The 22,137-nt window shown below is 69.4% G+C and carries 25 protein-coding genes and 1 tRNA gene; 14 read left to right on the top strand and 12 right to left on the bottom strand.

Translation table 11 applies throughout. The annotated features are described in order from the left end of the window. Window positions 1–5 precede the first annotated feature (5 nt). A complete protein-coding gene (locus QRN26_RS08800; protein WP_285036273.1) occupies window positions 6–1,151 on the bottom strand; it encodes an alpha/beta hydrolase family protein in 1,146 nt (381 codons plus the stop codon). A 224-nt stretch (window positions 1,152–1,375) separates the two neighbouring features. Between QRN26_RS08800 and QRN26_RS08795 the strand changes: the two genes are divergently transcribed. Next, a tRNA-Gly gene (locus tag QRN26_RS08795) sits at window positions 1,376–1,449 on the top strand. A 75-nt stretch (window positions 1,450–1,524) separates the two neighbouring features. On the opposite strand, the gene QRN26_RS08790 is transcribed toward QRN26_RS08795, so the two are convergent. Further along, window positions 1,525–2,409, bottom strand: a complete 885-nt coding sequence (locus tag QRN26_RS08790) for a hypothetical protein (protein ID WP_285036272.1) — start codon at window positions 2,407–2,409, stop codon at window positions 1,525–1,527. A 392-nt stretch (window positions 2,410–2,801) separates the two neighbouring features. On the opposite strand from QRN26_RS08790, the gene QRN26_RS08785 reads away from it, so the two are divergent. Next, window positions 2,802–3,185 carry a thiol-disulfide oxidoreductase DCC family protein gene (locus QRN26_RS08785; protein ID WP_056009361.1) on the top strand — a complete coding sequence of 128 codons (384 nt, stop codon included), beginning with the start codon at window positions 2,802–2,804 and terminating at the stop codon, window positions 3,183–3,185. A gap of 92 nt (window positions 3,186–3,277) precedes the next feature. Here QRN26_RS08785 and QRN26_RS08780 read toward each other — a convergent pair whose 3' ends face one another. From QRN26_RS08780 to QRN26_RS08770, 3 genes are read right to left on the bottom strand one after another with little or no spacing between them, the layout of a single operon-like run. Beyond that, window positions 3,278–4,903, bottom strand: a complete 1,626-nt coding sequence (locus QRN26_RS08780; protein ID WP_285036271.1) for an L-lactate permease — start codon at window positions 4,901–4,903, stop codon at window positions 3,278–3,280. Window positions 4,904–4,908: 5 nt separating this feature from the next. Beyond that, complete coding sequence (locus QRN26_RS08775; RefSeq protein ID WP_285036270.1) at window positions 4,909–5,862, bottom strand: L-lactate dehydrogenase; 954 nt, start codon at window positions 5,860–5,862, stop codon at window positions 4,909–4,911. Between the two features lie 37 nt (window positions 5,863–5,899). After that, complete coding sequence (locus tag QRN26_RS08770; RefSeq protein ID WP_285036269.1) at window positions 5,900–6,763, bottom strand: universal stress protein; 864 nt, start codon at window positions 6,761–6,763, stop codon at window positions 5,900–5,902. 110 nt (window positions 6,764–6,873) lie between these two features. Here QRN26_RS08770 and QRN26_RS08765 point away from each other — a divergent pair, with 110 nt between their 5' ends. Further along, window positions 6,874–8,613: a sensor histidine kinase gene (locus QRN26_RS08765; RefSeq protein ID WP_285036268.1), complete on the top strand. Its 1,740-nt coding sequence runs from the start codon at window positions 6,874–6,876 to the stop codon at window positions 8,611–8,613. After that, window positions 8,610–9,245, top strand: coding sequence for a response regulator (locus QRN26_RS08760; RefSeq protein WP_285036267.1), 636 nt, complete (start codon window positions 8,610–8,612; stop codon window positions 9,243–9,245). Before QRN26_RS08765 ends, QRN26_RS08760 begins: the two co-directional genes overlap by 4 nt. Window positions 9,246–9,273: 28 nt before the next feature. Here the strand turns inward: QRN26_RS08760 and QRN26_RS08755 are convergent, their stop codons facing one another. Next, window positions 9,274–9,441 (bottom strand): hypothetical protein, encoded by a 168-nt coding sequence (locus QRN26_RS08755; protein WP_285036266.1) that lies wholly within the window; start codon window positions 9,439–9,441, stop codon window positions 9,274–9,276. Window positions 9,442–9,648: 207 nt separating this feature from the next. Here QRN26_RS08755 and QRN26_RS08750 point away from each other — a divergent pair, with 207 nt between their 5' ends. Both QRN26_RS08750 and QRN26_RS08745 read left to right on the top strand, forming a co-directional pair. Next, window positions 9,649–10,137 (top strand): aromatic ring-opening dioxygenase LigA, encoded by a 489-nt coding sequence (locus QRN26_RS08750; protein ID WP_285036265.1) that lies wholly within the window; start codon window positions 9,649–9,651, stop codon window positions 10,135–10,137. Between the two features lie 168 nt (window positions 10,138–10,305). Next, the gene (locus tag QRN26_RS08745; protein ID WP_285036264.1) at window positions 10,306–10,866 is read left to right on the top strand and encodes a GAD-like domain-containing protein; all 561 of its coding nucleotides are present in this window, start codon (window positions 10,306–10,308) and stop codon (window positions 10,864–10,866) included. Window positions 10,867–10,920: 54 nt separating this feature from the next. Here QRN26_RS08745 and QRN26_RS08740 read toward each other — a convergent pair whose 3' ends face one another. The 3 genes from QRN26_RS08740 to QRN26_RS08730 all read right to left on the bottom strand — a co-directional run bounded on the left by QRN26_RS08740 (window position 10,921) and on the right by QRN26_RS08730 (window position 13,717). After that, complete coding sequence (locus tag QRN26_RS08740; RefSeq protein ID WP_056779630.1) at window positions 10,921–11,115, bottom strand: hypothetical protein; 195 nt, start codon at window positions 11,113–11,115, stop codon at window positions 10,921–10,923. A 165-nt stretch (window positions 11,116–11,280) separates the two neighbouring features. Next, window positions 11,281–12,252: an alpha/beta hydrolase gene (locus tag QRN26_RS08735; protein WP_056009373.1), complete on the bottom strand. Its 972-nt coding sequence runs from the start codon at window positions 12,250–12,252 to the stop codon at window positions 11,281–11,283. After that, a complete protein-coding gene (locus QRN26_RS08730; protein WP_056779636.1) occupies window positions 12,245–13,717 on the bottom strand; it encodes an MFS transporter in 1,473 nt (490 codons plus the stop codon). Before QRN26_RS08730 ends, QRN26_RS08735 begins: the two co-directional genes overlap by 8 nt. A gap of 157 nt (window positions 13,718–13,874) precedes the next feature. Between QRN26_RS08730 and QRN26_RS08725 the strand changes: the two genes are divergently transcribed. Beyond that, a complete protein-coding gene (locus QRN26_RS08725) occupies window positions 13,875–14,237 on the top strand; it encodes a cupin domain-containing protein (protein ID WP_285036263.1) in 363 nt (120 codons plus the stop codon). 51 nt (window positions 14,238–14,288) lie between these two features. On the opposite strand, the gene QRN26_RS08720 is transcribed toward QRN26_RS08725, so the two are convergent. Next, the gene (locus QRN26_RS08720; RefSeq protein WP_285036262.1) at window positions 14,289–14,678 is read right to left on the bottom strand and encodes a MerR family transcriptional regulator; all 390 of its coding nucleotides are present in this window, start codon (window positions 14,676–14,678) and stop codon (window positions 14,289–14,291) included. Window positions 14,679–14,731: 53 nt separating this feature from the next. Between QRN26_RS08720 and QRN26_RS08715 the strand changes: the two genes are divergently transcribed. After that, window positions 14,732–15,502, top strand: a complete 771-nt coding sequence (locus tag QRN26_RS08715; RefSeq protein WP_285036261.1) for an NADPH-dependent F420 reductase — start codon at window positions 14,732–14,734, stop codon at window positions 15,500–15,502. 37 nt (window positions 15,503–15,539) lie between these two features. Here the strand turns inward: QRN26_RS08715 and QRN26_RS08710 are convergent, their stop codons facing one another. Beyond that, complete coding sequence (locus QRN26_RS08710) at window positions 15,540–16,289, bottom strand: SDR family NAD(P)-dependent oxidoreductase (protein WP_285036260.1); 750 nt, start codon at window positions 16,287–16,289, stop codon at window positions 15,540–15,542. A gap of 106 nt (window positions 16,290–16,395) precedes the next feature. Between QRN26_RS08710 and QRN26_RS08705 the strand changes: the two genes are divergently transcribed. After that, entirely contained in the window at window positions 16,396–16,965 is a 570-nt protein-coding gene (locus tag QRN26_RS08705; protein ID WP_285036259.1) for a TetR/AcrR family transcriptional regulator, read from the top strand. Between the two features lie 46 nt (window positions 16,966–17,011). Continuing rightward, window positions 17,012–18,046: a helix-turn-helix transcriptional regulator gene (locus QRN26_RS08700; protein WP_285036258.1), complete on the top strand. Its 1,035-nt coding sequence runs from the start codon at window positions 17,012–17,014 to the stop codon at window positions 18,044–18,046. On the opposite strand, the gene QRN26_RS08695 is transcribed toward QRN26_RS08700, so the two are convergent. Beyond that, window positions 18,030–19,184, bottom strand: a complete 1,155-nt coding sequence (locus tag QRN26_RS08695) for an epoxide hydrolase family protein (RefSeq protein WP_285036257.1) — start codon at window positions 19,182–19,184, stop codon at window positions 18,030–18,032. The genes QRN26_RS08700 and QRN26_RS08695 overlap by 17 nt on opposite strands. 158 nt (window positions 19,185–19,342) lie before the next feature. Here QRN26_RS08695 and QRN26_RS08690 point away from each other — a divergent pair, with 158 nt between their 5' ends. From QRN26_RS08690 to QRN26_RS08675, 4 genes are all read left to right on the top strand, one after another. Then, window positions 19,343–19,918: a GNAT family N-acetyltransferase gene (locus QRN26_RS08690; protein WP_285036256.1), complete on the top strand. Its 576-nt coding sequence runs from the start codon at window positions 19,343–19,345 to the stop codon at window positions 19,916–19,918. A 68-nt stretch (window positions 19,919–19,986) separates the two neighbouring features. Further along, on the top strand, window positions 19,987–20,499 hold the full coding sequence (locus QRN26_RS08685; RefSeq protein ID WP_285036255.1) for a hypothetical protein: 513 nt from the start codon (window positions 19,987–19,989) through the stop codon (window positions 20,497–20,499). Then, window positions 20,496–20,813: a transcriptional regulator gene (locus QRN26_RS08680; RefSeq protein WP_285036254.1), complete on the top strand. Its 318-nt coding sequence runs from the start codon at window positions 20,496–20,498 to the stop codon at window positions 20,811–20,813. Before QRN26_RS08685 ends, QRN26_RS08680 begins: the two co-directional genes overlap by 4 nt. Before the next feature lie 138 nt (window positions 20,814–20,951). Further along, on the top strand, window positions 20,952–22,115 hold the full coding sequence (locus tag QRN26_RS08675; RefSeq protein ID WP_285036253.1) for an amidohydrolase: 1,164 nt from the start codon (window positions 20,952–20,954) through the stop codon (window positions 22,113–22,115). The last annotated feature ends 22 nt before the right edge of the window (window positions 22,116–22,137 follow it).

Genomic DNA, 22,137 nt, shown 5'->3' with positions numbered 1-22,137 from the left:
CCCGATCAGCGCGCTTCGAGCCAGTCCCGCACCGCGGCGTCGAACGCGCCGGGGTCGACGTTCCACTCCAACCCGTGTGGCGCAGCGGCGACCTCGACGAGCTCGAGCGACGGCGAACCGGGAACGACCGCCCGCGTGAGTTCCACGGGGATCGTCGTGTCGCCGGGCGAGTGGATCGCGAGCGTCGGCAGTCCCGGGATGAGCCCGGCGGACAGCTCGCGGACCGGAACCGCGCCGCGCACGCCGGCAGCCCTGGCGAGGAGCGGCGACCCGAGCAGCCCGAGCGCCGACCACACGAGGACCCGTGGCACCCCGGCGACCGAGGCGGCGTGCCGCACCGTCTCGCGGAGGCTGAGCATCGGTGAGATGAGGATCGCGCCCTGCACCACCTCGGGGCGGAGTCGGGCTGCGGCCAGGCTCAGGGCGGCGCCGTAGGACCATCCGCAGACGATGACCCGCCGAGCGCCGAGTGCCACGGCGTCGTCGATGGCGGCGACGACACGGTCGACGTCCGCGGCGTCGGCCCCGGAGCGGCGCTCGGTGAACGCGGACCCGAGGTTGGTGACGAGCGACGGCAGTCCCGTGCGCTGCACGGCCTGCACCGAGCGGAGCGTGGCCAGCGGTGACGCCCCGAGTCCGTGGGTGTGCACGACCCAGGTGCCGTCGTGCGGTGCGCTGTCGGTGGCATCGTCGAGATAGCTGCCGGTGTCGGTGACCGCGTCGCCATGTCTATGGGTCTCGCCGTCGAACCGCCAGGCGCCGGACGGGGTGGTCGCCAGGTGCGCCTCGTCGACCCCGAGGTCGGCGGGCGTCACGGCTGCGCCGGTGAACCGTGTCCGGGTGGCTCCGGCGGGAACCCGGCCGGCGATCACGCTGCGCATCACGGAACCGTCTGCGGTCTCGCGGCCGATCACCGGGCCGACGATGACCCGGGAGCCGTCGTCGAATTCGAGCCCGTAGCGACCCGGCAGGCCGGTGGCCGCGTTCCGGTCGAGGCGAACGGTGATCGGAGACGAGCTCGGTAGCACCTCGCTGTGATGCACCCGTCCTGCGGCGATGACGCGGCGGGCGACCATGGCGCTCGCCACCCCGAATCCCGTGACGACCGCGGTCGTGAGGCCGGCCAGGACGATACCCGCAGTGCGTTGCACGTCGCCTCCTCAGTCCCGTCCCACTCGGGGAACGGTGAACCAGCCTAGCTTCGTGCGTCGTCGCGGTCTGTGACCCGGCCGAGCATCGCCAGGGCCACCGGCACCCAGCGCCGGTCCCTGAGCTTGTCGAAGGGCACACGAACAGGCCCCACCCTCCGACAAGCTCAGGGCTGAACGGGGGCCCGCCGGTTCATGTACGATTACTCAGGACGCTCCGGCGCCACGCGGATGTAGTTCAATGGTAGAACTTCAGCTTCCCAAGCTGATAGCGCGGGTTCGATTCCCGTCATCCGCTCCATTTCCTGGTGAAAATGAACTTGCGGTTCATTGCCTGACGCCACACTGCTAGACCCACTTGAGGCGGCACACCGCTCTACACGTCGTGATGCAGCGTGGCCAGCGCATTCGAGAGCGCCCGAAGCGCGCTCCCTCCAGCGACCTCGGCTCCAGAGCTCGACTCGACGGCCGGCACGATGTTGACGAACACGAAACCGGCCGCGTTTCTCACTGCGACGCGGACCGCTTCCGTACCGGCGGCACCGACGGACTCGATCTCCGCGGACCGGAACGAGGCGATGACTCCAGGACCATTCGACGTCACACCCCAGAACGACAACGTGTCGGCCGAAATGACGAATGCAACCGTGATCATGGACCGCCGCAGCCGACGCGCTCCGTCTGCGTCGAGGACACGCAACGCGGTCGCGAGTTCGTCGCCACCAATCACGAGTTGCGCGTGGTCGCCGGATTGTCGACGGGTTCTCAAGAACTCGCGCAAGAGCGCCGCCCGTCTCCGATAGCCGCGCATGACGAAGAAGCGGAGAAGAACGAATACGGCCCCAATCCCGAGCAGGAGCGCGACCCAAGCGACGATCGAGTCGACGGAGGCGCCCGCGAACGTCACCGCGAGGGACACCACGATCGCCAGGCCGCTCGCGACCACGACAGCCACGGTCATGATGCGGAAGAAGCGCGCGGTGAACAGCACCGGCTTCGCCTCATGCTTCCGGTCGCCGGCTACTCGACCATCGAGGACGCGACCCGCTCGCGCGGCTGCGACGCGTTCGCGCCACAGCTTCCGCGTCAACGCGGCTTCGCCTGGCAGACGGATGATCGCCCCGGTCCGGGGATCGCGTTGCGGTACATCTGGACGCACGACGGACAGCGTCGTGTAACCCGCGCTCAGCTCCTCGGCTTCGCGACGCTTGAACGGAATCGGGGCAAAGTACCCGATGAACATGAGAACGAGGACTGCCATGGCTCCACCCATGAAGCCGTTGAAGCACAGCCAGAGTCCGGCTGTGACCTCGACGAACGTGGAGAACGCTATTCCAAGCGCGACGTTCCGCAGAGTTCTGGCGGACCAGCCCGCTACGCGGACGCCGCCCCATTCATCAGTCATCCGCGATCGCCAGTCCCCACTTTTTGCCCGGTCGAATGCAGTGTACGAGGCGCCGGATTAAGCCATGAACCGATATCTCGCAAACCGCCGTGTTCGAGTTGCTGGGTTGTGTGGGTCGTGAGTCTGGAAGACGACTTTCGCAATTCCGAACGACCAGAAGGCTGTGGCGCAGCCGAGGTCGCTGGAGGCCCGCGATTCTCTGCAGCATCCGTCCTGAATCACCCGCCCGCAATCTAGGATCGACAGTCATGGACCTGAACCGCTCACTGCTCGTGTACGACGGCGACTGCGCCTTCTGCACCACCTGGGTGGAGCGACTGAAGAACGTGTTGGCCGTCTTCCCGGAGGCACAGCCGTGGCAGTGGCTCGACCTGGACGAGGTCGGCCTCACGAACAGCGATGTCACGACCGCGGCCTGGTTCCTGTCGGGCGAACGACGGCACCGCGGACACGCCGCCTTCGCCGCCCTGTTGCGCATGCAGCCCGCGTTCGGCTGGCGGTTCCTCGGCAACCTGCTGGTGACACCGCCGTTCTCGTGGGCCGCGCGAGTCGGATACTTCCTCGTCGCCCGCTACCGGCATCGCCTCCCCGGCGGCACGCCCGCCTGCGCACTGCCCCGGCCGACGAGCTAATTGCTCCAGAGCTAGACGCCCGCGCAGCGCTCGCACGGTGTCGGTCAGCCCGCTCGCCGCCACTGGTGCCCCCCCCCCTGGACGCCGACGACTCAGCCGACCACCACGAACGACAGCACCAACGTCCAGACGCTCAACACGGCGAGGATGCCGACGCTGTATGCGATGGAAGCACGCAGGATCTCACTCTCCCGACCTGACAAGCCGACCGCACCTGCGGCGATGGCGATCGACTGCGGGGAGATGACCTTGGCCGCGGCACCTCCCGCTGTGTTCGCCGCCACCAGGAGCGTCGCGTCGACACCGATGCGTCCGGCTGTCGTCGCCTGGAGCTGGGCGAACAAGGTGTTGTTGTTGACGACGGAACCGGTGAGGAAGACGCCGACCCATCCGATGACGGGTGCCAGCAGGGGGAAGAACGCCCCCGCCCCGGCGAGAGCGGTGCCGATACTGGCCGAACCACCCGACAGGTTCGCGATCTGCGCGAGGACGAGGATCGCGGCGATGAGGATCAATGCCCGCCAGAGGTCCGCAAGGGTGGAGCGGAGTTCCGCCCAGACGACCGCCGCGGTCAGTGACCGTGTGGTCAGGGCGGTGATGATCACCGCGAGGAGGATCGCCGTACCGGTGGCTCCGAGTGGGGACCAGCTCCACACGGTCTGGACCACCGTCCCTCCCGCGGTCGTGATCCCTCCCGTCACTCCTGGGACAGGCACGTCGACCACCGACCACGCCAACCCACCCCCGGGTGCGAACAGCGCCTTGAACGCCGGGGTGCTCCACACGAACACGAGCACCGTCAGGACGTAGAACGGGCTCCACGCCGCAAGGACCTCACGAGGCGTGTGACGATCCATCTCGACGACCTCGGCGCCGTCCTCACGGAACACCCGCCGCGGCGACCAGACGAACCGCAGCGCGGCGAGGGTGAGCATGCCGAGGAGCCCCGGCAGGATCGCCGCGAGTTCCGGGCCCAAGAAGAGCAGGACGGCGGCCTGGCTGCCACTGAAGACCACGCTGACGGCGAGCGTCGCAGGCCAGGTCTCGCGGAGTCCGCGGAACCCGTCCAGGATCACGACCAGGAGGAACGGGATCAAGAACGTCACCGGCTGCAGGATGAAGGCGAGATCGCGGGAGAGGTCCATGACGTCGACGCCGCCGACCTGAGCACCCACGATGACGGGGATGCCCACCGCGCCGTACGCGCCGGCCGCGAAGTTCGCGACGAGGCTGACCATCGCCGCTCGGACCGGCCGGAACCCCAGCTGGACGAGCATGGCCGCGCAGATCGCGATGGGGACCCCGAAGCCGGCGACGCCCTCGAGGAACGCTCCGAAGCAGAGACTGATGAGGAGCACCTGGATCCGCTGGTCGGGCGAGATCAGCGCGATCGACGAGCGGATGACCGTGAACTTCCCGCTTGCGACCGCCATCCGGTACAACCACACCGACATGACGATGATGTACGCGATCGGCCAGACGGCGTTCAGCACGCCGAGGAGTCCGGCACCCGCGGCCGAGGGCGCTGGCATACCGAACACGCCGATGGCGACGACGAGCTCGGCGGCGAGCGCGACGGCTGCCGCCTGGAGCCCCGTCAGTTTGAAGACGACGAGGCAGAGCAGGAAGATCACGATGGGGACGGCGGCGACGAGGGCGGACAGCCAGGGCGCGCCGAGCGGGTCGAGGCCTTGGAGCCAGGTGTCCTGAGGTGACATGGTCGTCACCGTGCCAGTCCGGCGATGACGGACGACAACGCATCCGCAGACCGTCCGAGCAGCGTCAGTTCCGAGTCGGAGAAGGGGGTGTTCCTCACGGGTTCGGCGCCGGTGGCGCCCACGATCGACGGCACCGACAGGGCGACGCCGTCGATCCCGTGGAAGTCCGTCAACACGGTGCTCACCGGCAGGACCGCTCGTTCGTCCTGCAGGACGGCCTCGACGATCCGCGCACTGGACAGACCGATCGCGTAGTTGGTGGCACCCTTGCCCTTGATCACCCGGTACGCGGCGTCGCGCACGTCGATGGCGATCCGGTCCAGTTCCTCCACCGTCATCCTCGGGCACGTGTCGGTCTGCCATTCGAGGATCGGCACCGGCCCGATCATCGCCTCCGACCAGAGCGGGAACTCCGTGTCGCCGTGTTCTCCGACGATGTTGGCGTGCACACTGCTCGTGGACACGCCTGCGCGCTGCGCGAGCTTCCACCTCAGGCGGGACGTGTCGAGCACGGTGCCCGAGGAGAAGATCCGATGGTGCGGGAGGCCGGACGCCTCGGCGGCGATGACGGTGAGCACATCGCACGGATTGGTGACGAGCATGAACACCGCGTCGGGCGCGACCTCGAGCAGGCCGGGCATCATGCCCTCGATGATCCCTGCGTTCACGTCGGCGAGTTCGGTGCGCGACTGCCCGGGATGTTGCTTGGCTCCGGCGGTGATGACCACGACGTGCGAACCCTCCGCCACGGCGAGGTCCGAGCCGCCGGTGATCTCGCTCGCGCCGACGAACTGGGTGCCGTGGGCCAGGTCCAGCACCTCGGCTTCGACCTTGTCCGTCGCGATGTCGTAGAGGGCGACGTGCCGTGCGGATCCTCGGATCAAGGCAGCGTAGGCGACACTTGCGCCGACGCTTCCGGCACCGACGACGGTCAGTTTGCTGTTCTCTCTGGTGGCCATGTTCATTCCTGTCGTTGCGCTGGTGGAGGGACGGACGTCAGGGCAGGACCATGACGGGGACGTTCGCGTTGATGAGCACCTCGTGGAGGGTGCCGCCGACTCCGGCGGTGGCGACGCGACGAGAGCGACCCATGACGAGGAGTGCACGATCCCGTGCGAGGTTGAGCATCGCCTCAGCGGGTCGCCGGTTGGCCAGGTGGCGGCTGATCTCGAGTCCGGGCGCCACTGCCCGGGCAGCCTCGAAGGCCTCGCGCAGGACCGCCTCGCCCAGCTGTCGTCGCTCGGACGTGGCGTCGACGGCGATGGCATGGACGAGGCCGAGGGCGCACTGCCGAGCCACGGCCTCCTCCGCACCGACGCGGGCCAGCCGCGAGGACTCCGGCGTCCCGTCGATCGCCACGAGGACGCCTGCTCGGAATCGGAGATCCGCCGCGGGGACGACCGTGAGCGGGCCGGGTACGAGGGCGGCGAGCTGGACACTGCGAGCGCCGAAGAGTCGACCGTGAGCGTATCCCGTCTTGTCCGACCCGATCACGACGAGGTCGTCGGGTCGGGCGGCGGCCGCCAACGATGCGGCGACCGGCCCGGCGATGAGCCGGGTCGTGACGGCGACTCCGGGGTGCTGCTCCGTCAGGAGCGCGACCGTCTCCGACAACAGCTGTGCACGGGCGTGGTCGCTGTCGCTCGCGCTCGTGCCACTCATGGCTCCGGCGTCGTCGTCGACGACCCCCACCAGGTGCACGTCACGGTGGTTCCGGGCTGCCCAGGTGACCGCCCAGTCGAGCGCCGTGACCCCTGCCGAGGATCCGTCGAACCCGACGACGCACCGGCCACCTCCTTCGCTCGGCGGTCCGCTCACCGTCATCCGTGCCCGCTGCGGCAGCGTCGTCGTCTTGTCCACAGTCGTTCTCCCCTCGTTCTGACGGTCCTGGTAGATTCACTCTTCAGCGACGCGAGCGCCTGCCATAGGGCCGGAAGTCCCATCGGATCGAACCCTTCCCAAGGAGCCCTGTGCGCACGGACCCATCCATCGGCTTTCCGGAGCTGCCGAGGTCGGAACTCGAGAAGGCCATCGACGAGCTGGTCCAGAAGGCGCAGAGCGTGCTCCATACGCAGGGGCGGCTCCGGGACCTCCTCACGGCGACGCGAGCGATCACCGAGGACCTCGACGTGGAGGTCGTGCTGCGGCGCATCACGCAAGCAGCCGTCGATCTCGCCGGCGCGCGGTTCGGTGCGCTCGGGGTCATCGGGCCGGATGGAACGCTCGAACAGTTCATCCACGTCGGCATCGACACCGAAGCGGCACGGTCGATCGGTCATCTCCCCCGCGGGCTCGGTGTCCTGGGTGCGCTCATCGACGACCCGAGCCCGGTGCGTCTCGACCACCTCGCCGACCACGACCGGTTCGTCGGCTTCCCCGACGGGCACCCCCCGATGGAGAGTTTTCTGGGCGTGCCCATCCAGGTCCGAGGACAGGTGTTCGGCAATCTCTACCTCACCGAACGGGCGGACGGCCCGTTCAGCGCCGAGGACGAGGAGCTCCTGCAGGCCTTGGCCGGCGCTGCAGGCGTCGCGATCGACAACGCCCGGCTGTTCGGCGAATCGCAACGCCGACAGCGCTGGGCACTCGCTTCGGCCGAAGTGTCCTCCGCGCTCCTCGATCAGGACGGTGCGGACCCGCTCGGGTTGATCGCAGCCTCCGTGATCCGTCTGACCGGGGCCGCCGTGGTGGCGCTGGTCGCCCGCACCGACTCCGACGCGTTCGCCACCGACATGGCCTGGGGTGACGACGCGGAGGCGTACCTCGGTCGCGTCTTCAGCGCCGCGTCGACACCGGCAGCCCAGGTCATCGCTTCGGGGAACCCCGCCCTGTCCCTCGGCCTTCCCCGTCCCGGGTCCCCAGACCAGAGCGACTTCACCGGCAGCGCCATGATCGTCCCCCTGGCCCGGCCAGGTGGTGCCGACTCCGTCCTCCTCGTGGCCCGTCCCACCGGTTCTGCTCGGTTCGTCGAGCTGGACCTCGACATGATCACGGACTTCGCCGCACAGGCGAGTGTCGCCTTGGAGCTCCGAAGCGCCCGTGAGGCGCGGGAACGCGTCGCGCTCCTGGAGGATCGGGAGCGGATCGCCCGCGACCTGCACGACAACGTCATCCAACGGTTGTTCGGGGCCGGCCTGGCGCTCAACGGCTTGGACCTGCACGCCCTCCCTCCGTCGGCGCGCGCTCGCGTGGACGGGATCTCCGACCTGCTCGACGAGGCGATCGCCGAGATACGGACCTCCGTGTTCGCCCTCCGAGCGACCCATCGACCGGAAGCCGACGCGCGTCACCGCCTCCTCGATGTCGTCGGTGAAGCGGCCGGTTCCTTCCCGACGTCGCCACGGATCATCTTCGAGGGAGAGGTGGACCTCCTCGTGGCGGGCGTGCTGCTCGACGACGTCGAGGCGGTCGTCCGCGAGGGGTTGTCGAACGCCGCTCGTCACGCTCAGGCGACCTCGGTCACCGTCTCGATCACGATCGAACCGACTGCGGCATCACCGGCGAGCTCGTCCGCCGTCGTGGTGCGCGTCACCGACGACGGGCTCGGGCTCGGCGGCGACGGTCCCCGTGCGGCGAGCGGTATCGCCAATCTGGCCGCGAGGGCGGCCTCGCACGGCGGATCGAGCGAGCTGACCCCCGGTGCCGAACACGGCGCCGTCTTGACCTGGCGTGCGCCGCTCCCTGAACCTTCGAAGGACTCCTCCCGATGATCCGTGTCTTCCTCCTCGACGACCACGAACTGGTCCGACGGGGCATCACCGACGTCATCGAACGCGAACCGGACCTGACGGTGGTCGGCGAAGCCGGCACGGTCCACGACGCGATCTCCCGGGTCGATGCGACGACCCCCGACGTGGTGGTGCTCGATGTGCGACTTCCGGATGGATCAGGGGTGGACGCCTGCCGCGACATCCGCTCGGCTCATCCGGACCTCCCCTGCATCATGCTCACCGCGTTCGACGACGACGACGCCCAGCAAGCCGCGGTGCTCGCGGGAGCGCAGGGATGGCTCTTGAAGGACATCCGCGGCGCCGGTCTCGTGAGCGCCATCCGTCAGGTGAGCGCGGGCGCCCAGCTCATGGACGCGGAACTCGTCCTTCGTGCGCGCAGACGACTGCTCGATCACCCGGCGACCGACGAGGCGCGTCTCACGCTGCGCGAGAGCCAGGTGCTGTCGCGCATCACCGAAGGCATGACGAACCGGCAGATCGGGGTGGATCTCGGTCTCGCCGAGAAGACGGTGAAGAACTACGTGTCGGGGTTGCTCGGCAAGATCGGTGTGGAGCGGCGGACCCAGGCTGCGGTCTACGGGCTCACGCACGCCAACCGTCCGAGGCCCTGAGGTCCGCGGCATCGAAGGGTGACCGCGGTCACGGAGCTGAACGACGGCCGGTCTCCAGCGGAGGACCGTCTGTTGCCGCGGCCTCGTCGAGCGTGCCGTCGCGGTGTCGGTCGAGCGTGCCCTTGCGTGCGAGCCGCTCGCGGGTGGCGTGGCACAGCTGCTGCCATCGTGCGGTGTCCACCGTTCGTACCGTCATGCGTTCCTCGATCTGTCGTCGTGTCTTCTCAGGCAACCTCGCCCGGACCTGCCGCGGTAGGGCCGTTCGACCCTCCGCCCCTGGGAGACCAGGTGAGGAAACCCATGGGACTTTCGGCCCTCACCTCACGAACACCGAGCGACGACGATGGTCTTCGAAGGCGCCGCCCCTCCCCCGCCCGCGCAGAACGAACAGAAAGCACACACCATGAGCACCACGACCACCACCAGAGCTGCAGCCACCACGCTCACGTCCCGCACCCGCCTGCTCGCCCGGTGGGCTGGAATCCTCGCCATCGTCGCCGGAATCGTCATGATCGTCGCCGGCGGCGTGGTGTGGGGCGTCGTCAGCTCACAGCTCGCCGACCAGCACATCACGGTGAGCGAGGACGCATCGTTCCTCGCCAACGCGCCGGTGACGGGCCCGTTCAGCGCGTTGGCGCAGGCTGACGCGATCAACATGCACGCCACCGCGATGGCGGACGGCAAGACCTACGCTCAGCTCGAGAAGGACGACCCGATCCGAGCGACCGTGATGGACGCGTCGTTCCTCCGCGCTTCGCTCTTCACCTCGGTCGTGTCGTTCGGCGTCGCTGTCTTCGCCATCGGAGTCGGCATCATCCTCGCCCTCCTGGGTTGGGCCACGACGGCGCTCAGCCGTGCCGTCCAGGTGGCGGCACCGCAGACGGACCTCTGAGGCCTGTCGCCTCATCGGTAGTGGCGGATTCGGTCGCGGCGGAGCGCGGCACCCTCGACGGGTGTCGCGTTCCGCTGTCCTGTTCCGATGCCCGGGCGGATCCGACCGGGGCGCTGTAGGCGGCCTGGTCCCGCGGAGTGCCGGCACGCGCCCGGTAGCTTGGACATCATGGTTGAGATCTCCGACTTCATCACACACGGCCCTGTCCCGGAAGAGCTCATCGAGGAATATCGGGGCCGAGTCCCGGACGAACTCGTCGAGGTGTGGGAACGCTACGGGTACGGGACCTTCGGCCACGGCTTCCTGCGCGTCATCGATCCGAAACGCTACGAGGACCAGGTCGGCGACTGCATCGGCAAGACGCAGGGTGACGGCATCGCCATCCCGATCATGGTCACTGGTCTCGGTGACCTCATCACCTGGGAGCCGAGCATCGGCGTCGTCGGCATCCTCTTCCGAGAAGGCCGGGCGGTGGGACTGAACTCCTCCGTCGACAACTTCCTCTTCATGGTCGATCTCGACGGACCCGACGAACTGTCCGACACCCTGCACTGGGACATCTTCCCCGAGGCGGTCGCGGCGCACGGCGACCTGCCCTACGAGGAGTCGTTCGTCTTCGAGCCATTGCTCTCGCTGGGCGGCACGGCCACGGTCGAGAACCTGCACAAGCGCGAGATCATCGCCGCGATCCAGGTCGCCGTCGACCTCCAGGGCGTCATCGGCCACTGACCGCCGTGCGGCCGTGTCGGCAGGCCTACGGCGCCCACTCGGCATCGAGCCACGTCACCGTGGGGAGTTCTGCACCACCCGCCGGCGTCGGTACTCGACGATGGAGACGACGAAGAACACGACAGCCGCGACGACCATGAGCACGAGGGAGATCGGACCCCACCACACGGGCAACTGCCGGGCGAAGAGGATCCCTGCGATGCCGGCGATGAGCGAGGCGGCCAAGACGTAGCGACTCCATGCGACCATGATTCGAGCCTAACCGCACCGCACGAGGCACTGTTCTCCGTGTTCCACCACGCGCTGGACAGACCCGCAGCCTGCGCCGACCTCGCCGGGTCAGGGTCGCACTCGACCGCGGCGAAGCCAGGCTGGGCTCGGGTCACGTCGGCTCCACGACGGCTGCCAGCGCGGCTACGTCCCGAGCAACCGCCCCGTCCAGTCGGCCAGAGCCGCCGTGGCGGTCCTGGAGATGGTGGCGTCCGGCATCATGCTCGTGAAACCGTGGAACGCACCCGGCCACACGTGCAGTTCCGCGTCACCACCCGCAGCCCAGAGCGCACTGGCGTAGGCGACCGTCTCATCGCGGAACACCTCAGCGCTGCCGCAGTCGAGGTACGTGCGCGGGAGCCCGGTGAGGTCGGTCGCCCGAGCCGGCGCGGCGAAGATGGAGACGTCGTCACCAGCACGCCGGGATCCGAGGTACGCATCCCAACCGAACCGGGTCAGCTGTCGATCCGCGACCCCCACACCGTCGATCTGCTGCGTCGACACCGTGGCGTCACGGTCGTCGAGCATCGGCGACACCAGGATCTGCGCCAGGAGCGCCGGCCCGTTGCGGTCCCGGGCGAGGAGGGCGGTGCCCGCGGCGAGTCCGCCGCCCGCACTCTGCCCGGCGATCACGATGCGCTCAGGATCGATGCCGAGTTCGTCAGCGTGCGCCGCGACCCACACGAGTCCGGCGTAGCAGTCCTCCACGGGGTACGGGTCCGGATGTTCCGGGGCGAGACGGTAGTCGACGCTCACGAGCACCACGTCGTGGTCGTTCAGGAGCCAGTCGTCGTAGGAGTCGAGGTTCCCGAGGTGGTGGCCGAACATCATCCCACCCCCGTGGATCGTGTAGACCGCGGCCGTCGCTCCCGTGCGACCGATCCGCTGAATGACCGCGAGCGTGATCGGATCCCCGAGGTGGCCGGGAACGGTGAGCGTGCGCCGCTCGTATCCCCGCGAGCGCAACCGCTCGTCGAGGGCCTCCTCGGTCAGCTCGAGGGCACGCATGTGCGGCAGCATCTCCGCCGTCAGGGTGAACGGGCCGCGCGCCTCGAGGGCGGTGAGGAAGGTGGCCAGTTCGGGATCGAACGGAGGTCGGGGCGAGAGGTCAGACATGGGAGGGCTCCTGGATGGTGGGTTCGGACGGGGTGCGACGTGAACGGTGAATGCCGACGGCGACGAGGGCCGCGGCGAGGCAGGTGATGGTGAGTCCGGCGATGAGGATCGCATCCTCGAACGACGCGAGCCGATCGGAGGTGGACGTCATCGTCGTGATGCGGCCGCCGACGAGCGCGGCGAGGATGGTGCCGGTCGCGGCGATCCCGACAGCCGTGGCCAACTCGCTGGCCGTGTCGACCAGGGCCGCACCGATGGACGTGCGGTCCGACGGGAGGCCGCGGAGGACGTTGTTGCCGGCGACTACCCCGACCACGCGCATCCCGGCGGCCACGAGCACCAACGCGACCAGCACCCAGGGGTACCCGAATCGGCCGAGGAGCGCGAACATGGCGAGCCCCGCGACCACCGCGGCAGCGCTCATCCAAGCGGCGCGATCGAGGCCTAACCGCTGCACGAACGGACCGACGAAGCGACCACTCGCCAGCAACACCACGACCTGCGGGAGCGTGCCGAGCGCGGCGAAAGCGGGCGGCCACCCCCACGCGAACTGCAGTTGCAGCGTCGTCAGGTAGGACAGCCCCGCCATCGCGAGTCCAGAGGCGGCCTTGTAGGCCAAACCGGACGCCACCAGAGGCTGGGCGACGAGCCGCAGATCAAGCACCGGGCGACGCGCGGTGCGCTCGCGGACCACGAACCCGACCGCGGCCGCCGTGGTCGCCACAGCGACGCCCCACGCCAGCGGAAGGTCGGCGCCTGCGACGAACAGGGTCGGCGTGAGGAGGGCGCCGACGATGGTCGCGGTGCCTAGGGAGGCGCCCACCACGTCGATGCGCTCATTGTGCAGATGGTCTCGCTGGTCGGCGGCGACTCCGGCGCGGATCCCGATGAGAGCGACGATCGCGATGGGCGCGTTGGCGACGATGAGCACCTGCCACGGTGCGACAGCGAGGACGAGCCCACCGATCGTGGGTCCGGCGGCGAGACCGACCAGTCCAGCGGTCGAGATGACCGTCAGGGCACGCACGCGCAGATCGTCCGCGTCGAACAAGCGGAACGCCAACGCCATGGAACCGGGGGTCGTCATCGCCGCGGCGACGCCCATCAGCGCACGCACCGCGATCAACTGTTCCACCGAGGTGACGAACACCGTCAGGACGCTCACGATCGTGAGCAGCACGAGGCCGATGAGCATGATCCGTCGCCGACCGAACCGATCGGCCACCGCACCGAACAGCAGCATCAATCCGCCGAAGGCGACCGAGTATGCCCCCGACACCCACTGCAGTGACGACGTGGAGGCAGTGAGCTCGCGCCCGATGGTCGGGAGTGCGACGTTCAGGACGGAGTTGTCGAGCATCTCGAACAGGAACACCGCCGAGAGACCGGCGAGCGCGACCCACGCGTCGCGGAGGCGAGCCGGTGGTGGTGGCTGGACCGCCGGGGAGGTTGAGGGTTCGAGCATGGACGCACTCCTTCGATGAAGAAGTGGCGACTCCCACGAGACGCTTGTGCGTTTCCGTCGGCCGAGGCGCGACGGGATTTTTCCCTCTGGGATGAGAGTAGCGCATCGTCGACCGGCCAGATCCCTCGTGCTCGCCTCGCGATGACATCATCGACCCATGACCACTCCCCCGATCACCCGCGAAACGCTGGCCACCGTGGACCTGGAGGGTGCGCCGTCCTTCGCCTCCGTCGAGGTGCGACGCATCACCATCCCGGCAGACGTCCACCCCGGTGCGCACTGGCACAACGGGCCCGTCTTCGGCGTGGTCGAATCCGGGTCCGTGTTCTTCCAAGTGGGAACCGGAGAGCAGACCGTCCTCCGCGCCGGCGACACGTTCCATGAACCGGCGAACGAGACGATCACCCGCTTCGACGCGACCGACGAGGGTGTCACCTTCCTCGCCTGGTTCCCGGTGCCGGCCGGCATCGAACCGGAGCTCACGATGGGCGAACCGCCCACCGAGGGGTCACCGTCGTGATGCACGCAACGGAACCTCGCTCCGCACGGTCCCCATCGCGCGAGGAGGGGCTCAGCCGGCCTGGCTCTCCGGCGCCCGGACGCCGGCACGTTCGAGGGCGGCGAGGTAGCTGGTGAGGGCATCGCGGTTGTGGGTGAGGAAGTCGATCTTGTCGTTCATGCGGTCGCGTTCGGTCTCGAGCAACTCGAAGAGCCCCGGTTCGGCGTTCTCGACGACGATCTTCTGGGGCTGCCCGAGGCAGGGGAGGATGTCCGACACGATCCGCGTCGGGATGCCGGCGTCGATCAAGCCCCTGATCTTGCCGACCCGGTCGACGAGGTAGTCGTCGTACTCCCGGTACCCGTTGTCGAGTCGCCTCGGCGTGATGAGCCCCTGCTCCTCGTAGTACCGGAGCATCCGTGGTGCCACCCCGGTCCGCTTCGAAAGCTCCCCGATTCGCATGCGTCCTCCTCCGACTTGACCCTCACACTAATGTGAATGTCGATGATAGTGGAATGCCTGCTGAACGAGAGAACCATCTGAAGATCGGGATCATCGGCGCCGGATCCATCGGCTCCACCATCGCCCGCCGCCTCGCCCGCCACGGGCACGACGTCGCCATCGCGAACTCCCACGGCCCCGAGACCATCGGCGACGCGGCACTCCGCACCGGCGCACGGGCCGTGACCGCCGCCGAGGTCGCTCAGGGCGTCGACGTCCTCATCGTCTCGGTCCCGATGAACCGCAACGCCGACATCGCCGAACACGTCCGCTCGGCACCGGAATCCGCGGTCGTCATCGACACCTCGAACTACTACCCGATGCGCGACGGCTCGATGGTCGCCTTCGAACAGGGCGTCCCCGAGAGCGTGTGGGTGTCCGAGCTGTTCGGGCATCCCGTTATCAAGGCCTGGAACGCGATCACGTCGCAGTCCTTCGACGCGAAGGCTTCCACCCCAGGCGACCCGGCCCGCGTGGCCATCCCCGTGGCCGCCGACCGCGATGCCGACCGCGCCGTCGCCATGCGGCTGGTGGAGGACACCGGCTTCGACGCCGTCGACGCGGGCGCTCTGGCGGAGTCGTGGCGCCAGCAGCCCGGCGCCCCCGTCTACTGCACCGACCGCACGCGTGCGGAGATGCCGGACTGGCTGGCTGCGGCGGAACAGGACCGCGTGCCGCGACGCCGGGACCTCGCGATGACGGTCATCGGCGACTACATGAACGCCGGCGGTGACGCCACCGACGGTCGATTCCTCGTGGCGATCAACCGCGCCTGCTACAGCTGAGGGTCAGCGGCGTCATCACCGCTCGCGGAGACCAGGCTCACACCATGCGGCGCATCATCCGTTCGGCGATCCGCAGGCCGAACCGCTTCGGCAGGACGCGCGAGGACACCACGGCCAGGATGCTGTTCGCGGCACCGTCGACCACCGACGGTGCCGCCCCGCGCATCGCGCGCCACGCGGTGTCGACGACCTGCTCGGGCGTGCGCTTGTCGGTCGAGGGATTGGACCCCATGCCGGTGTCCGTGTCGCCTGGGGAGACCGCGAAGATCCGGAGCCCGAAGGGGCGGTTCTCCTCGGACAGGGCCTCGGAGAGGTTGATCACATAGGACTTCGTCGCGGAGTACGCAGCGAAGTGCGGCATCGGTTGATAGCCGGCCGCACTGCCGATGTTGATGATCGTGCCCGTGCCCTGGGCCCGCATGCGGATGACCGCCGCACGATTCAGGAGCGTGAGCGCCGTGACGTTCAGCGCCACCAGGTCGCGAAGGTCGCGCTCCGCAGTGTCCGAGAGATCCCCCTCGGGCGCGATTCCGGCTGAGTTGACGAGGTGGTCGACGCGCACGAGCCCGTCGCGGAGCTCGGCGACCAGCGCATCGACGTCAGCAGTGCGGGTCAGGTCGGCGACGTGCACCTGCGCGACGATCTGATGGGCCGAGGCGAGCTCGTCCGCCAGCGCCCGCAACGCCTCGCCGGAGCGGGCGACGAGGACGAGGTCGAATCCTTCGGCTGCATACCTGCGTGCGAATTGCGCGCCGATGCCGGAACTGGCCCCGGTGATGACGGCCACGGGGCGAGAGGAGTGAGGCACGATGGGCCTTTCAGTCGGAATGCGGATAACTTATCCGCACGGATACTCTATCCGCTGACACGCGTGATCCGGGTACGCTGTGACGATGGGTACCCCTCGGCGAGACGTTGCTCGGACGCGGCTGCACATCCTCGAGGCGGCTCGCTCCCTGGTCGCCGCAGGGGAGACGCCCGCTCTCAACACGGTCGCCCACACGGCCGACGTCGGTGTCGGGACGGTCTATCGCCACTTCGCGACGGTCGCCGAACTCGAAGAGGCACTGGTCTGGGACCGGTTCGACGCCCTTGCGACGATCCTCCGCCAGGCCGGCCCGGAGCACCTCGACCAGGCGCTCTCCGCGCATTTCCGCCTCCTCGTCGAAGACTCCCTGTTCGAGAAGGTCGTCTCGCGGCAGGAGGCGGCACTGGAACGGACGACGCAGTTGCAGACGGCGTTGATCGAGGACCTCGGGACGCTGATGCAGCGCGCCGCCGCGCTCGGTCACCTGCGACCGGACGTCGGCCCGACCCAGGTGCTGCTGCTCCTGTGCGGCATCGCCCACGCCGCTCGCACGGCCAGCATGGCGAGCGACGACCCCGACAGTTCGCTGATGCTGCAGGTCGTGCTCGAGGGCCTCCGCCCCGACCAGGCCGGGACAGGACACCCGGTCGCCTGACCGCCGGCGGACAGGACGTGTCCTCGGCCTGGAGCATGCTTGGTCCATGTGGGATACGACGTCACGGACGTTCCGACTGCTGGAGCTGCTCCAGCGGAACGGGTTCATGGCCACCGAACGCTTGGCCGGTGACCTCGGCGTGACGACGAGGACCGTGCGCCGCGACGTGGCACGGCTCCGCGATCTCGGGTACCCGGTCGACACGCGCTTCGGTGTCGACGGCGGATACTCGATCGAACCGGGCGCGGTGCTGCCCCCGATCCACCTGACCACCGAGGAGGCGCTCGCCTGCGCGCTGGCGCTCCGGCGCTGGCAGGACGACGTCGACGGGACTCTCGCGGCCGGTTCGCTCGGGAAGATCGTCGCGTCGCTGCCACCTCGGGCGCGCTGGATCGTCGACGCGGTCGCAGCCGTCACCCTCGACGCCCCGATAGACGCCCTGGAGCCGATCGACCATCCGACGGTCGACATCGGCCTCCTCGGCGACCTCGCGAGATCATGCCTGATGCGGCGCCGAGTCGGGTTCGCATACACGGGGCGCGACCGGACCTCAACCCCGCGCCGCGTCGACCCGCACCGACTCGTCAACACGGCACGGCGGTGGTACCTCGTCGCCTTCGACCTCGACGCCGACGCGTGGCGCACGTTCCGCGTCGACCGCATCACCGGGTTCGCGGCGACCGAGCTGCCCACGAGGGAACGTCCGCTCCCGGATCCGGATGTCGAGGGATGGGTCACCCGACGGCTCACCGTCGGCTGGCAGCAGGTCACCGGCACCGTCCGCGTCCACGCGCCGATCGAGGCGGTGCGCCGGTGGGTCGCGCCGGCGTGGGGCAGCGTCGAAGCGGTGTCGCCCGAGGTCACGGTGGTGCGCGCCGGAGCGGACAGCCACGACGCGATCGCCCGGTGGTTGCTCCTGGTGCAGGCCGACGTGGAGGTGATCGAACCCGACGGCTTGCGGGCCGCGTTCGGGAGGGTGGCGGAGCAGGCGAGCCGGGCTGCCAGGTCGAATGTGGACGCGCCGCTTCCGAGCGGGCCGACCCAGGAGGCCGACCCGCCGCCGGTCAGCGGAGCGGTCTGAAGAACTCGGTCAGATCGTCGATGAGCGCCTTCGGTTCCTCGAGGGCGGCGAAGTGGCCACCGCGGTCGGTGACGTCGGTCCACCGGGTGATGGTGAGCTCCCGTTCCGCGTAGGCACGGATGCCGACGTCGTGGGCGAACATGATGACGCCGGTGGGAACGCCAGACGGTTCGTCGACCGCACCCCAGGCCGTGTGCTGCGCGTACCCGACGTAGGCGGCGGTGCCGGCGGTCTCGGTGAACCAGTACAGCGAGACGTTCGTCAGCAGACGATCGAGCGGGACGACCGTCTCGGGGAGCGCCTCGTACGGCACCGTCCACGCGTGGAACTTGTCGAACATCCACGCGAGCAGGCCGACCGGCGAGTCGACCAGCGCCGCTCCGATCGTCTGCGGCCGGGTCGACTGGATCGCGATGTAGCCGTACTCGTCACGCATGAAGGTCTGGACCCGCGCGAGACGGTCGAGTTCCAGCGGGGCGAAGCTCGCCAGCTCCGCCTCGCTCGGCGCCTGCAGCGGCATCCCCAGCGAGCCGTTGACGTGCACGCCGACCACGCGCGTCGGTGCCACCCTCGCCACCTGGGGTGACACCGCCGCGCCGATGTCGCCACCCTGCACGCCGTACCGCTCGTAGCCGAGCCGCTCCATGAGCGTCGCCCACGTCCGCCCGATCCTCGCCGCGTCCCACCCGCCCTCGACGACGGGGCTCGAGAACCCGAAGCCGGGCAGCGAGGGGATGACCACGTCGAAGGCGTCAGCCGCCTCCCGCCCGTGAGCCTCGGGGTCGGTGAGTGGGCCGACGAGGTCCAGGAACTCGACGAACGATCCCGGCCAGCCGTGCGTGAGCACCAGCGGGAGCGCACCCTCGACCGCCGAGCGGACGTGGACGAAGTGGATGGTCTGCCCGTCGATGACCGTCGTGAACTGCGGGAACGCGTTCAGCGCTTCCTGCTGCGCACGCCAGTCGAAGGAGCCTGCCCAGTGCTCGACCACGCGCCGGAGGTAGTCGACCGGAACCCCCGTCGACCAGTCATCGCCCGGCAGCGGCGGCGGGAAGCGGGTGGCCCGGAGTCGACGCGTGAGCTCGGCCACCGCGTCCTCCGGAATGTCGATCCGGAACGGGTGGATGTCGGTGTGCATCATGGTTTCCTTCCCTCGCGGGTGGGCTCCGATGAGCCGCACCACGCTGGCGACGATAGGGAGGAACGAGGACAGCACCTGTCCGCCGACGGCGCCGAAACGTGCAGCGTCTCGTGGGGCCGGCGAGTCATCCACCGGGAGGATGCAAAGCTCGACGCATGCCCCTCCCCGAGATCGAATCGCTGACGTCGGACCGCCTCACGCTGGAGCCGCTCTCGGTCGACCATGCCGCCGCGATGGTCGACGTGCTCGCCGACCCGGCCCTGTACACGTTCACCGGTGGGGAACCGCCGTCGCTCGACACGCTCACCACGCGGTACCGATCGCAGCTGCGGGGGCCGGCGGACGATTCGGAGGCCTGGCTCAACTGGATGGTGCGCCGCCACGACACCGACACCCTCATCGGGTTCGTCCAGGCCACGGTGCGCGCCGAGGGTGAGGGTGGTGTGGACAAGGGCACGCTCGCTGAGATCGCCTGGGTCATCGACCCGGCCCACCAGCGACTCGGGTTCGCCGCCGAGGCCACCGACGCGATGGTCACCTGGCTGCACGCCCACGGGGTGGCGTGGTTCGCCGCGTCGATCCACCCGGAGCACACGGCGTCCCAGCGTGTGGCGCAGCGGCAGGGCCTGCGTCCGACGTCGACGGTCGAGGACGGCGAAGTCCGGTGGGAGTCGTCCGTCCCGAAGGCACCCGCGCAGCACGGAGGGACGAGCCCCGTATCGGAGCACTAGCGCCGCGGTCGCCCGACCTCAGTAGATTCACTTGCGATGATCGCAACCCTCGACGTAGAGTTGCGATCATGGAAAGTCACTTCGAGGACCCCGCGCCGGACCGACGCCCGGCATCGTCCAGCACCTCGCCGTCCGAGGCGCAGACCGCACTCGACGACATGACCCGCGATCAGGAGCACCTCGCCACCCGCATCATCACGCCGTGGTGGTACCACCCGGCGCTCGGACTCATCACCGCCGTCTTCGCCGGTGCGCACGCCCTCCCCGGCGCCTGGCCGCTGGGTGCGATCGCCCTTGGCATCGCCGCGATCCCCGTCCTCACCACGACGTACGCGCGGACGGCGGGTGTCGTGGTGACGAAGCCGGCCGGCCCGCGGAGCCGACGGCTGCTCCTGGCGACGCTCCTCGTGCTCGTCGCCGCCATGTCCTGCAGCATCGCGTTCAAGTTCCTCGGGGTCTCCCCCTGGTGGGCGCTCATCCCGGCCGGCGTGACGTTCGTGGCGACCGTCGTCCTCGGACGCCGATACGACGAAACGCTCCGCCAGGAGATCGCCGCTCCAGCGGCGCGACCCACACGATGAGCACACCGGCACCCGCCTTCAACGAGGTGATCCACGCGCCCCTGCGGCTCCGGATCTGCGGGCTGCTCCGCGCCGTCGACGAACTGGAGTTCTCCGTCGTCCGCGACGCCCTCGCCATCGACGACGCCAAGCTCTCGAAGCATCTGAAGGTGCTGGTCGACGCCGAGCTGATCGCCCTCCGCAAGGAGCGGTCGTCGACACGGACCGACTCCCGACGCCTCACCTGGATCGCCCTCACCCCCGCCGGTTCGGTCGCCCTCGAAGCCCACCTCGCCGCCCTGTCGAGCATCGCCGCCGGGGTCCCGGTGGAGTGAGCCGGGACACCGCCGAAGCCCGCGGTCCGTGTACGAAGACGACATCCGAACGCCGCATGCATGGGCCGGGGACACCTACGCCGTCCGGAGCCGTCGGGTCAGACTGACGCTCGGCGACACGCACAGACAGGAGCACGCATGCACCGCCCGACCGCGCTCGATCCCGCCGACCTCGATCGCCTGACCGCACTCCGTCGGTGGCTGCACCGTCACCCCGAGCTCTCCGGCGAGGAGGACGGCACCGCGGCGGCCATCACCGCCTTCCTCGCCGACACCGCACCCGATGAGGTCGTGACGGGACTCGGCGGACACGGAGTGGCGGCGGTCTACTCGGGTGCGGAACCCGGCCCCACCCTCCTCCTCCGCGCAGAACTCGACGCCCTGCCGATCACCGAGGTGACCGAGGTGCCGCACCGCTCCGTGCACGAGGGCGTCGGCCACCACTGCGGACACGACGGCCACATGGCCATCCTCGCGGGGGTCGGCGTTCTGCTCGGCCGTCACCGACCGACGCGCGGCCGAGTCGTCCTGCTGTTCCAGCCCGCCGAGGAGAACGCCGTCGGCGCCGCGGCGGTCCTCGCCGATCCGGCCTTCGAACGGGTGCGTCCCGATCTGGCCCTCGCGCTCCACAACCTCTCCTCCCTGCCGTTCGGCCAGGTCGTGCTCGACGAGGGGGTCGTGAACTGCGCTTCACGCGGGCTGCGGGTGATCCTCGAGGGCGAGCCCACCCACGCGTCGGCGCCGGAAGGCGGGATCTCCCCCGCATCGGCGCTCGCGAACCTGCTCACCGCCCTGCCGGCGCTCGCGCGAGGGGACGGGATCGACTCGGACTACCGCCTCGTGACGGTGACCCACGCCGTCCTCGGCGAGCAGGCGTTCGGTGTCGCGCCCGGGCACGGCGAGCTCTGGGCGACCCTCCGCACCATGACCGACGCGGGCATGGATGCGCTCCGTGCCGACGTCGAACGCCTCGCCCTCGGAGCAGCGGACGAGCACGGCCTCCGCGTCACGTTCGAGGAGTCGGACGTCTTCCACCACTGCGAGAACCACCCGGAGGCCGTCGCGCTCCTCCGAGGCGCACTCGACCGCGAAGGGGTCTCCCACACGACGGGCGTCCTCGAGCGGGGGTCCGAGGACTTCGGCCTATTCCGGACAATCGCCCCATCGGCCATGTTCTTCATCGGCTCGCGGCGCACGCCGGAATCACCCGCCTTGCACCACCCGGACTTCGACTTCCCCGACGAACTCATCGGCACCGGCACCCGGGTGTTCGCCAGAGCGGTCCGCGACCTCCTGGGGTGAGGCGATCGTGGCGGGCCGGCGG

It is taken from the genome of Plantibacter sp. ME-Dv--P-095, assembly GCF_030209365.1.
Lineage (GTDB): Bacteria > Actinomycetota > Actinomycetes > Actinomycetales > Microbacteriaceae > Plantibacter.
This window is presented reverse-complemented; position numbering and strand designations above follow the sequence as displayed.

Excerpts from the sequence above, each read along its gene's own strand:
- QRN26_RS08720 (WP_285036262.1), bottom strand. The coding sequence starts at position 14,678 with ATGCGAATCGGGGAGCTTTCGAAGCGGACCGGGGTGGCACCACGGATG.
- QRN26_RS08760 (WP_285036267.1), top strand. The coding sequence starts at position 8,610 with ATGATCCGTGTCTTCCTCCTCGACGACCACGAACTGGTCCGACGGGGC.
- QRN26_RS08675 (WP_285036253.1), top strand. The coding sequence starts at position 20,952 with ATGCACCGCCCGACCGCGCTCGATCCCGCCGACCTCGATCGCCTGACC.
- QRN26_RS08715 (WP_285036261.1), top strand. The coding sequence starts at position 14,732 with ATGCCTGCTGAACGAGAGAACCATCTGAAGATCGGGATCATCGGCGCC.
- QRN26_RS08730 (WP_056779636.1), bottom strand. The coding sequence starts at position 13,717 with ATGCTCGAACCCTCAACCTCCCCGGCGGTCCAGCCACCACCACCGGCT.
- QRN26_RS08750 (WP_285036265.1), top strand. The coding sequence starts at position 9,649 with ATGAGCACCACGACCACCACCAGAGCTGCAGCCACCACGCTCACGTCC.
- QRN26_RS08755 (WP_285036266.1), bottom strand. The coding sequence starts at position 9,441 with ATGACGGTACGAACGGTGGACACCGCACGATGGCAGCAGCTGTGCCAC.
- QRN26_RS08780 (WP_285036271.1), bottom strand. The coding sequence starts at position 4,903 with ATGTCACCTCAGGACACCTGGCTCCAAGGCCTCGACCCGCTCGGCGCG.
- QRN26_RS08685 (WP_285036255.1), top strand. The coding sequence starts at position 19,987 with ATGGAAAGTCACTTCGAGGACCCCGCGCCGGACCGACGCCCGGCATCG.
- QRN26_RS08680 (WP_285036254.1), top strand. The coding sequence starts at position 20,496 with ATGAGCACACCGGCACCCGCCTTCAACGAGGTGATCCACGCGCCCCTG.
- QRN26_RS08725 (WP_285036263.1), top strand. The coding sequence starts at position 13,875 with ATGACCACTCCCCCGATCACCCGCGAAACGCTGGCCACCGTGGACCTG.
- QRN26_RS08785 (WP_056009361.1), top strand. The coding sequence starts at position 2,802 with ATGGACCTGAACCGCTCACTGCTCGTGTACGACGGCGACTGCGCCTTC.
- QRN26_RS08740 (WP_056779630.1), bottom strand. The coding sequence starts at position 11,115 with ATGGTCGCATGGAGTCGCTACGTCTTGGCCGCCTCGCTCATCGCCGGC.
- QRN26_RS08700 (WP_285036258.1), top strand. The coding sequence starts at position 17,012 with ATGTGGGATACGACGTCACGGACGTTCCGACTGCTGGAGCTGCTCCAG.
- QRN26_RS08775 (WP_285036270.1), bottom strand. The coding sequence starts at position 5,862 with ATGGCCACCAGAGAGAACAGCAAACTGACCGTCGTCGGTGCCGGAAGC.
- QRN26_RS08790 (WP_285036272.1), bottom strand. The coding sequence starts at position 2,409 with ATGGCAGTCCTCGTTCTCATGTTCATCGGGTACTTTGCCCCGATTCCG.
- QRN26_RS08690 (WP_285036256.1), top strand. The coding sequence starts at position 19,343 with ATGCCCCTCCCCGAGATCGAATCGCTGACGTCGGACCGCCTCACGCTG.
- QRN26_RS08745 (WP_285036264.1), top strand. The coding sequence starts at position 10,306 with ATGGTTGAGATCTCCGACTTCATCACACACGGCCCTGTCCCGGAAGAG.
- QRN26_RS08735 (WP_056009373.1), bottom strand. The coding sequence starts at position 12,252 with ATGTCTGACCTCTCGCCCCGACCTCCGTTCGATCCCGAACTGGCCACC.
- QRN26_RS08705 (WP_285036259.1), top strand. The coding sequence starts at position 16,396 with ATGGGTACCCCTCGGCGAGACGTTGCTCGGACGCGGCTGCACATCCTC.
- QRN26_RS08695 (WP_285036257.1), bottom strand. The coding sequence starts at position 19,184 with ATGCACACCGACATCCACCCGTTCCGGATCGACATTCCGGAGGACGCG.